This window comes from Mesorhizobium sp. M7A.F.Ca.CA.001.10.2.1, from assembly GCF_003998575.1.
Lineage (GTDB): Bacteria > Pseudomonadota > Alphaproteobacteria > Rhizobiales > Rhizobiaceae > Mesorhizobium.
This window is the reverse complement of the sequence record NZ_RZQY01000206.1, coordinates 1-9,061: the sequence shown is the minus strand read 5'-3', so window position 1 is coordinate 9,061 and position 9,061 is coordinate 1. Positions and strand designations below refer to the sequence as shown.

General features: G+C 65.5%; 8 protein-coding genes, 1 tRNA gene and 1 pseudogene. 3 read left to right on the top strand and 7 right to left on the bottom strand.

The window, feature by feature from the left end:
- The coding region (locus EN964_RS15300; protein WP_127276503.1) for a pyridoxal-phosphate dependent enzyme at positions 1-233 on the bottom strand (233 nt) is incomplete at its 3' end.
- Positions 234-487: 254 nt separating this feature from the next.
- On the opposite strand from EN964_RS15300, the gene EN964_RS15295 reads away from it, so the two are divergent.
- The 3 genes from EN964_RS15295 (at position 488) to EN964_RS15285 (ending at position 3,255) form a co-directional block, all read left to right on the top strand.
- A complete protein-coding gene (locus EN964_RS15295; RefSeq protein ID WP_127269770.1) occupies positions 488-2,482 on the top strand; it encodes a BTAD domain-containing putative transcriptional regulator in 1,995 nt (664 codons plus the stop codon).
- Positions 2,483-2,610: 128 nt separating this feature from the next.
- Complete coding sequence (locus EN964_RS15290) at positions 2,611-2,790, top strand: hypothetical protein (RefSeq protein WP_023814179.1); 180 nt, start codon at positions 2,611-2,613, stop codon at positions 2,788-2,790.
- A gap of 90 nt (positions 2,791-2,880) precedes the next feature.
- The gene (locus EN964_RS15285) at positions 2,881-3,255 is read left to right on the top strand and encodes a YkvA family protein (RefSeq protein ID WP_127269768.1); all 375 of its coding nucleotides are present in this window, start codon (positions 2,881-2,883) and stop codon (positions 3,253-3,255) included.
- Between the two features lie 88 nt (positions 3,256-3,343).
- Here the strand turns inward: EN964_RS15285 and EN964_RS15280 are convergent, their stop codons facing one another.
- The 6 genes and pseudogenes from EN964_RS15280 to EN964_RS15255 form a co-directional block, all read right to left on the bottom strand.
- Positions 3,344-3,652, bottom strand: a complete 309-nt coding sequence (locus EN964_RS15280; RefSeq protein WP_027040253.1) for a UBP-type zinc finger domain-containing protein — start codon at positions 3,650-3,652, stop codon at positions 3,344-3,346.
- Positions 3,649-5,327, bottom strand: a pseudogene (locus EN964_RS15275) (FAD-dependent oxidoreductase). The gene EN964_RS15280 and the pseudogene EN964_RS15275 overlap by 4 nt, the downstream one beginning before the upstream one ends.
- 149 nt (positions 5,328-5,476) lie before the next feature.
- Positions 5,477-5,561 (bottom strand) — tRNA-Leu (locus EN964_RS15270).
- Positions 5,562-5,634: 73 nt separating this feature from the next.
- Positions 5,635-6,255, bottom strand: a complete 621-nt coding sequence (locus EN964_RS15265) for a 2,3-bisphosphoglycerate-dependent phosphoglycerate mutase (protein WP_127268270.1) — start codon at positions 6,253-6,255, stop codon at positions 5,635-5,637.
- Between the two features lie 92 nt (positions 6,256-6,347).
- Complete coding sequence (dapB, locus tag EN964_RS15260; protein WP_127268269.1) at positions 6,348-7,169, bottom strand: 4-hydroxy-tetrahydrodipicolinate reductase; 822 nt, start codon at positions 7,167-7,169, stop codon at positions 6,348-6,350.
- Positions 7,166-9,025 carry an ABC transporter ATP-binding protein gene (locus EN964_RS15255; protein WP_127268268.1) on the bottom strand — a complete coding sequence of 620 codons (1,860 nt, stop codon included), beginning with the start codon at positions 9,023-9,025 and terminating at the stop codon, positions 7,166-7,168. Before EN964_RS15255 ends, dapB begins: the two co-directional genes overlap by 4 nt.
- Between the last annotated feature and the right edge of the window lie 36 nt (positions 9,026-9,061).

Below are 9,061 nucleotides of genomic sequence, written 5' to 3'. Positions count from 1 at the left end.
GTCTGGCCCGGCTTCAGCGCACCGCTGCGCTCGCCCTCCTCGATGATGTTGAGCGCCAGCCGGTCCTTCACCGAAGCACCGGGATTGAAGTACTCGGCCTTGACGTAGATCGTCGCGTGGGCCGGTCCGAGATTGTTGATGCGCACCACCGGCGTGTCGCCGACGGTGTCGAGAATGCTGTCGAACAAGCGGCCGCGCCCGGCCGTGGTTCTGATCTTCTGCTGCTGCAACATCTTGGTCTCCTTGATTGTCATCGCGTTTTGTCTTCACGGGCCGGTTACAAACCGGCGGGTTGGGCGACGAGGTTTGGTGACCTTGCCGCGCTAGGACTGACATGCCGCACAGCGGCAATGGCTGCATCCGGCGCTGAAATCCGCTGCCGGATGCGCCGTGTCGTGTTTGGTGATACAGGAGAGGCCGACAGGCCAGCGTGGGAGCAGGCGTGGAAACGCACGTGGAATCCAGCCGATCGAGGCCGGACGGCGACATGCCGGTCCTTTCCGTGCGCCTGCTCGGACCGCTGGCGATCTCCCGCAATGACGTGCCGGTTACGTTGCCGTCGTCACGCAAGCTGCGCGCTCTGTTGGCCTATCTGGCGCTGGCGCCGCATCCTGTCAGCCGCAGCCGTCTGTGCGAGCTGCTGTGGGACGTGCCGAACGATCCAAGGGGCGAGCTGCGCTGGTGCCTGAGCAAGCTGCGCGGCGCACTCGACGCGCCGGGCCGACACCGGGTCGTGACACAGGGCGACACGGTAGCACTCGATCTGAGCGATTGCCTGGTCGATGCGCTGGAGGTCAGCCGCGCCGCCGCGCAAGGGATCGGCACGCTTGATGTCGGCCGCTTGCGGGCGCTGGCCAAACTGTTTGCCGGCGATTTCCTCGACGGGCTGGAGCTCGAGCGCAGCCCGCATTTCAACAGCTGGCTGATCGCGCAGCGCCGCCGCTTCAGCGCTTGCCATGCCGCCGTGCTGGAACGGCTTGTCGCGAGCCTGCCGGCGCATAGTGACGAGGCGATCGCCCATCTCGACACATGGGTGGAACTGGCGCCGTTCGACACGCGTGCGCATGCAGCACTGCTGTCCAATCTGGCCGGGCGCGGCGAGGTCGCCGCGGCAGAGCAGCACCTGGCTTCGGCGGAGCGATTGTTCCGGTCGGAGGAGCTTGATTTCGCACCGCTTCGCGCGGCCTGGCAGGCGATCCGTGAACAACGGCCCGGGGCCTCGCTACGGACACAGGCGGCCTGCCTGTCCACGCTATCGCCACTGGTGGCCACCATGCCCGCCGCACCCGGCCCGGTCGAGCCCAGCCACGCTTCGCTGGCGGTGATGCCGTTTGTCGAGGAGAGCGGCGGCACGCGCGGCGGATTGGCCGACGGTTTCACCCACGACATCATCACCCGCCTGGCCAAGCTCAGGGATTTCTTCGTCATCGCGCGCGGATCGGTGTTTGCGCTGGCAGAGCAGAACATCGCGCCCGAGGATGCCGGCCGCCGGCTGAATGTCGACTATGTCGCCACCGGCACGGTGCGCAGCCCGTCTGGCCGCCTCATCGTCGGCGTCGAACTAATCGAGGTGCGCAGCGCCAGGATCGTCTGGGCCGAGACCTTCGAGCGCAGGCCCGATGACATCTTTTCCGTGCTCGACGACATCGGCAACAGTATCGTCTCCTCGATCTCGGCCGAGATCGAAACCGTCGAGCGCAACCGCGCCATGCTGAAGGCGCCCAACTCGCTCAACGCCTGGGAAGCCTACCATCGCGGCCTCTGGCACATGTACCGCTTCACCCAGGCGGAAAACGAACAGGCGCGGCATTTCTTTGCCCAGGCCTTGCAGCTCGACCCGACCTTTGCCCGCGCCTATGCCGGCCTGTCCTTCACCCACTGGCAGAACGCCTTCCAGCGCTGGGGCGACCGCGACCGCGAAAGCGCGCTGGCCTTCGAGAGCGCCGGACACAGCCTGCTGGTCGACGACCACAATCCGGCCGCGCATTGGGCGATGGGCCGGGCGCTGTGGCTGCGCGGCGAGCAGGACGGCTCGCTGCTCGAACTCGAGCGGGCTGTCGATCTCAGCCCCAACTTCGCGCTTGGCCACTACGCGCTGTCCTTCGTGCATTCGCAGTCGGGCGACCCGCGAGCGGCGATAGGCTCTTCGGATCATTCGCGCCATCTCAGCCCGTTCGACCCGCTGCTGTTCGGCATGCTGGGCGCACGCGCCATGGCGCATGTCCGGCTCGGCCAGTTCGAGGAAGCGGCCGAATGGGCGCTGAAGGCGGCGGCGCGGCCCAACGCCCACGCCATCATACTGGCGATCGCCGCGCACTGCCTGGCGCTGGCCGGACGGCTCGACGAGGCGCGCGGCTTCGCCGCCGCCATTCGCAAGACAAGGCCGGACTATTGCGCCGACGATTTCATCGGCACCTTCCGCTTCGAGCCGGACGCCGTGGCGCTGTTCCGGCAGGGCGCCAGGCTTATCGGGCTGAACTGAAGCCTGGCTCGCCATCTCTGGGATCGCCTGGGAATTTCGCCTCAATTCCGCCGGGTTAACGAAGTCGGAAGGAGTTGTTTAACTGTTTGCGGCTATGTCACCGCGTGGGGGACGACAAAGTGAGTATGATGAGCAACAGCCCCGACAAGCGCAATGAATGGCGCGCCATATTCTACGTGCAAGCTCGCGTTGCCATCCTGTTTGTCCCGGTGGTTGCCAGCCTGCTGATCATAGCGGCGCTTGCCGGCAACGAACGCAAATCCGTTCCCAGCATGATCGACCCGACCGTCACCGGCTCCGTGCGGTAGACCGGCGGTCATCGGCTCTTCGAGATGCTGTCGGAGGCGGGCGCCTGGCGTGCGCTATCGGCGGTTTTCATTTGGCGCTAAAATCATCCGATGGCACTGAATGAGTGGGCCCGAACGATCAAGCGCGATGTGCATGCGCTCTACCTCGCCGCTCGCGATCCCCGAACGCCCTGGTACGCCAAGGCGCTTGCCGTGTGTGTTGCAAGCTATGCCTTGTCGCCAATCGACCTGATCCCCGATTTCATTCCGGTGATCGGCTATCTCGACGACGTCATCCTTGTCCCTTTGGGCGTCCTTGCCGTGGTCAGGATGATACCGCCCGAGGTGATGGCGGAACACAGAAAGACCGCCGCGCTGGCCGCCGACAGGCCGGTGAGCCGCTACGCGGCGGTGATCATTGTTTGTATCTGGACTGCCTCGATCGTGCTGGCCGGGTGGCTGGGATATCTGTATTTCGCTGACTGACTGCCAGGCCGTTCAGCAGGGAAACCGCCGCCAATGAAGCCCGGACGGATCGCGCTTTTCCCGGGATTCCGTCGCCATGCGGCGCCGCTCAAACAAAGCGCGGGATCGGGCCGTTCTGCGGGGTCACGTCGTCGCCGAGGTCGACAAACACCTCGTCGACATAGCACCATGCCCAGCCTTCCGGCGGATCGTAGCCCTCGATGATCGGATGCTTGGTGGCGTGAAAATGCCTGGTGGCGTGGCGGTTGGGCGAGTCGTCGCAGCAGCCGACATGGCCGCAGGTGCGGCAGAGCCGCAAATGCACCCATTGCGACCCGCTCTTCAGGCACTCCTCGCAGCCGAGCGCGCTCGGCGTCACCTTCCTGATGTCGCGCGTATGCCTGCATTCATCCATCATGGTCTCCCTGCTGTTTGAGGTGCGTCCGCGCGCGCGAGATATGCATGCAATGCCGCGACCACCTGGGCGCCTTCGCCGACAGCCGCCGCGACGCGTTTGACCGAACCGGCGCGGACGTCGCCGATGGCGAACACGCCGCTGCGGCTGGTCTCCATCTGCGCCGATCCCAGCTCCGATCCGGTGCGCACGAACCCCCTGGCGTCCAGCGCCACACCGCAATTCGCCAGCCAATCGGTGTTCGGGTCGGCGCCGATGAAGAGAAAGAGATGGCGGATCGGGCGCGTCGTTTCCGCGCCGCTGGCGCGGTTGCGCCATCGCACCGTGCCAAGATTGCCCTCTTCGCCGTCCAGCGCCTCGATTTCGGTCCCGGTCAGCACCTCGATGTTCGGCTGCGCCTTGATGCGTTCGACCAGGTAGCGCGACATGCTGGCATCGAGGCTGCCACCGCGCGCCAGCAGCGCCACTTTGCGCGCATGACTGGCCAAGTAGACAGCCGCCTGCCCGGCCGAATTGCCGGCGCCGACCAGCGCCACTTCCTGGTCCGCGCAAAGCCGCCCTTCAATGGGCGACGCCCAGTAATGCACGCACGTTCCCTCGAACCGCGCCAGATTGGCGATGTCGAGGCGGCGATAGCGCGCGCCGCTGGCGATCACCACGCTGCGCGTGCGCACGTCTCGCCATCACCGACATCGAGCAGATAGCGGGCGCCTGACGCGTCGGAGGCGGCGCTCAAAAGCTTCGCCTCGTCCGGGATGACCATTTCGACGCCGAATTTCTGCGCCTGGTTGTAAGCGCGCGCCATCAGCGCCATGCCGGTAATGCCTGTGGGGAAACCAAGATAGTTCTCGATGCGCGAGGATGCACCGGCCTGTCCGCCGAAGGCGCGGCAGTCGAGCACGATCGTCGATAGGCCTTCGGAGGCCGCATAGACCGCCGCCGCCAGCCCTGCCGGGCCGGCGCCGACGATGGCCACGTCATAGACCGTATCGGCATCGATCGGCCGCAGCAGGCCGATGCAGCGGGCGAGGTCCTTTTCGCCGGGGTTCATCAGCAGCCTGCCGTTTGGACAGAGCACGATCGGCAGGTGGTGAGGATCGACCTCGAAGCGTTCTACCAGGGTTTTGGCGCAGGGATCGCTGCCGGAATCGAGCACGCGATGCGGCTGGCCGCTGCGGGCGAGGAAGCCCTGCAGGCGCAACACGTCGGCATTGTCCTGGGGTCCGATGATGATCGGCCCGCTGGTAGCGCTCTCCAAAAGCCCGACGCGGCGCAGGATCAGCGCCCGCATGATGCGCTCGCCGAGATTGGCCTCCTGCACCATCAGGTCGCGCAGCCGCTGCGAGGCGATGACGAACGCCTCCACCGGTTCGGCGGCCTGCGCATTGACCAGCGAGGGACGGGCCGAAAGCTGCGCCAGCTCGCCGACAAAGCTGCCGGGGCCATGGGTGACGATCGTCTCGCGCCGGCCGAGCCCGCCGTCCTGGGTGATGTCCACGCTGCCCGACAGCACGACGATCAGACCGGGCGCCACATCGCCTGCTTCGATGATGTGCTCGCCGGCGGCATAGGCGCTGGCCTCGCCGAACCGGCGCATGCGGTCGATGTCCACCTCGGCCAGCGTGGGGAACGCCTGGTCGCGGCGGGCACCGAATATCTGGGTGGTGGATTGAGCCATGGTTTTGAGCGTAGCGAAGCGGGCGCGGAGTTTGAAGCGGTTTGTGAGGGGACTGGCCGGAAGGGGAGGTTGGCGGCAAAGAAAAAGCCCGGACGAGCCGGGCTTTTTCTCTAAGTTTCTGAACCGGCGAATGGTTCGAAACGGGAATTTGGTGCCCAGAAGAGGACTCGAACCTCCACTCCTTGCGGAACACGGACCTGAACCGTGCGCGTCTACCAATTCCGCCATCTGGGCTGGTGCGGGCTCATGTAAGCGGGCAAGCGATTGCTGTCAACGCGCTTTTTTCGCAGGTGCTCCGTTCGCCGGCTCAGTCGTCCAGCACTTCCTTCGAAGCGACGGTGGAATCGGCGTTGAGCTGGTAGATGACCGGCACGCCGGTGCCGAGTTCCAGCTTGACGATCTCCTCGCCCGACTTGCCGTCCAGCGCCATGATCAGCGCGCGCAGCGAGTTGCCGTGCGCGGCGACCAGCACCGTGCCGCCGCGCAGCACGTGCGGCTGCAAATCGTGCAGATAGTAGGGCCAGACGCGGGCGCCGGTGTCCTTCAGGCTTTCGCCGGCGGGCGGCGGCACGTCGTAGGAGCGGCGCCAGACATGCACCTGCTCCTCGCCCCATTTCTTGCGGGCGTCGTCCTTGTTGAGGCCGGAAAGGTCGCCATAGTCGCGCTCGTTGAGTGCCTGGTCGCGGATGGTCTTCAGGTCGCTCTGGCCGACCGCGTCGAGAATGTGCTGGCAGGTTTTTTGCGCCCGGATCAGCGCCGAGGTGAAGGCGATGTCGAATTTCAGGCCGCGCGCCTTGAGCTTCTGGCCGGCGGCCTTGGCCTCGGCGTGGCCCTGTTCGGTCAGGTCGACATCGCGCCAGCCGGTGAACAGGTTCTTCAAATTCCATTCGCTCTGGCCGTGGCGTACGAGCACGAGGGTTCTCGACATGTTTGCTCCTTCAAGAGCAATTCCAGGAAAAGTGTGACGCGGTTTTCCGCCCGGAATTGCGTTAGACAAAGAGGTTTATGGATCAGGCCGGCTCAGCTGAGGCCGAGCACGTCCCGCATCGAATACAGTCCCGGCTTCTTGCCGCGCGCCCAAAGCGCCGCCTTGACGGCGCCCCGAGCGAAGATGGCGCGGTCCTCGGCATGGTGGGCAAGCGTGATGCGCTCGCCGGTGCCGGCCAGCATCACGCTGTGGTCGCCGACGACAGAGCCGCCGCGCAGGGTGGCAAAGCCGATCGAGCCTGTCTTGCGCACGCCGGTGTGGCCGTCGCGGACGCGTACCTCATTGCCTGAAAGCTCGATACCACGCCCGGCGGCGGCGGCTTCGCCCAGCAGCAGCGCTGTGCCCGATGGCGCGTCGACCTTGTGCTTATGGTGCATTTCGAGGATCTCGATGTCGAAATCGTCGGCATCGAGCGCGCGTGCCGCCTGCTCGACCAGCACCGCCAGCAGATTGACGCCGAGGCTCATATTGCCCGACTTGACGATCGTCGCATGGCGCGCCGCCGCCGCGATTTTCGCATTGTCGTCGGCCGTGCACCCGGTCGTGCCGATGACGTGAACGATGCGCGCCTGCGCCGCATAGCCCGCGAATTCGACCGTCGAAGCAGGCGTGGTGAAGTCGAGCACGCCGTCTGCCTTGGCGAAGACCGGCAGCGGATCGTCGCCGATCGGCACGTTGATGATACCGATGCCCGCCAGTTCGCCTGCGTCCTTGCCCAGATAGGGCGAACCCGCCCGCTCGACCGCGCCGATGACCCGCGCGCCGGGGATGGTGTGGATGGCGCGGATCAGCGTCTGGCCCATGCGGCCGGCAGCGCCCACCACCACCAGGCCCATATCGCCTGCTTCGCTCATGTGCTCCTCACAGCAGTCTTCTTCGCACGCGTGGCCCGGACCGGAGTTTGGATCGGCTCGCGGTCCTCGACAAGCCCCAGTCCCTTCTTGCCCTGGATGCGGTGGAAGCGGGAATAGATGCTGTCCGGGTCGGCCATCAGCGTCGCATGGGTGCCTTCCTCGACCAACCGTCCCTCTTCCAGCACGATGATGTGGTCGGCATTGACCACCGTCGACAGCCGATGCGCTATGACGATGGTGGTGCGGCCTTGCATGACTTGGGTCAGCGCTTCCTGGACGCGCGCCTCCGCCTCGTTGTCGAGCGCCGATGTCGCCTCGTCGAGCAGCAGGATCGGTGCCTGGCGCACGATGGCGCGGGCGATCGAGACGCGCTGGCGCTGGCCGCCGGAAAGGGTCGAGCCGCCTTCGCCGACCGGCGTGTCGTAACCTTGCGGCTGCTGGCGGATGAACTCGTCGGCTGCCGCCTGTTTCGCCGCCTGCTCGATCTCGGCGTCCGTGGCCGACAGACGGCCGTAGCGGATGTTGTCGCGGATCGTGCCTTCGAACAGATAGGGCGCCTGCGCCACATAGGCGATCGACTGCCGCAGCGAATGCTTGGTTACCTTCGAGATGTCCTGGCCATCGACCTCGATGCTGCCCCGGTCGACGTCGTAGAAGCGCTGCAAGAGGGCCACCAGCGTCGATTTGCCGGCGCCCGACGCACCGACGATCGCCGTCACCTTGCCGGCCGCGGCGGTAAAGCTCAGGTCCCTAAGCACCGGCATGTCGGCGCTGTAGCCGAACGTCACATTGTCGAAACGCACCTCGCCGGTGGTGATCCTCGCCTCGACGGCATCGGGTGCGTCGCCCTGTTTCGGCTCCAGGTCGAGCAACTCGTAGATCATGCGCGCGTTGACCAGGGCACGTTCCATGCCCACCTGTGTGCGCGCCAGGCGTCTTGCCGGATCGTAAGCCATGATCAGCGCGGTGATGAAGGAGAAAACCGCGCCCGGCGGCTGCCCAAGATACAACGCCCGGTAGCCGGAATAGGCAAGTACGGAGGTGATGGCGAGACCGCCCAGAATCTCGGAAATCGGCGACAGCCGCTCCGAGACGCGGGCGATCTTGTTGTTACGCTGCTCGGCCGTGTCCGCCATGATGCCGATGCGGCGCGCCAGCTCGGCCTCCAAGGTGAAGGCCTTGACGATGGCGATGCCTTGCGTGGCTTCCTGCACGGACCCGTTCAGCCGCGAATTGATCAGGACGGATTCCCGGTTGATACGCCGCAGTCGGCGGGTGATATAGACGACGGCCCAGATCAGTGGAGGGCCGATCAGCAGCGAGCTGAGCGACAACACCGGATCCTGATAGATCATCACGCCGACGAGAGCGACCAGCGTGACCGCGTCGCGGCTGATGGAGGTCAGTGTCAGCGACAGCAGATCGCGAACGCCGCCGACATTCTCGCTGACCTGTGCCGCCAGCCGACCGGAACGCGTATCGTTGAAGAAGTTGACGCCGAGCTTCATCAGATGGTCGAAGCTACGCTTCTGGTAGCGCGCGACCAGATTGTTGCCGATACTGGCCAACGCGACTGCTTGGCCGTAACCGGCGAAGCCGCGCAGCAGGGAGGCCCCCATGAAACCGGCGCAGATCAACCAGAGCATATCGCCGCGTCGTTCGTAGAAGATCTGGTTGATCATCGGGGCCATGATCCACGCCGTGAAGGCGGTGGTGCCGGAAACGATCAGCAGGCAAGAGACGGCGACGACATAGGTCCAGCGATACTCTTTGCCGTTTTCAGCGAGGATGCGGCGGAGCACCGCTGTGACCTCGCCGGGCCGGGCTTTTTGTTTGTTTGGAGCTTCAAGTGTCAAATCGGGAGCGCTTTGTGGTTTTCCGCCTCGTGGGAC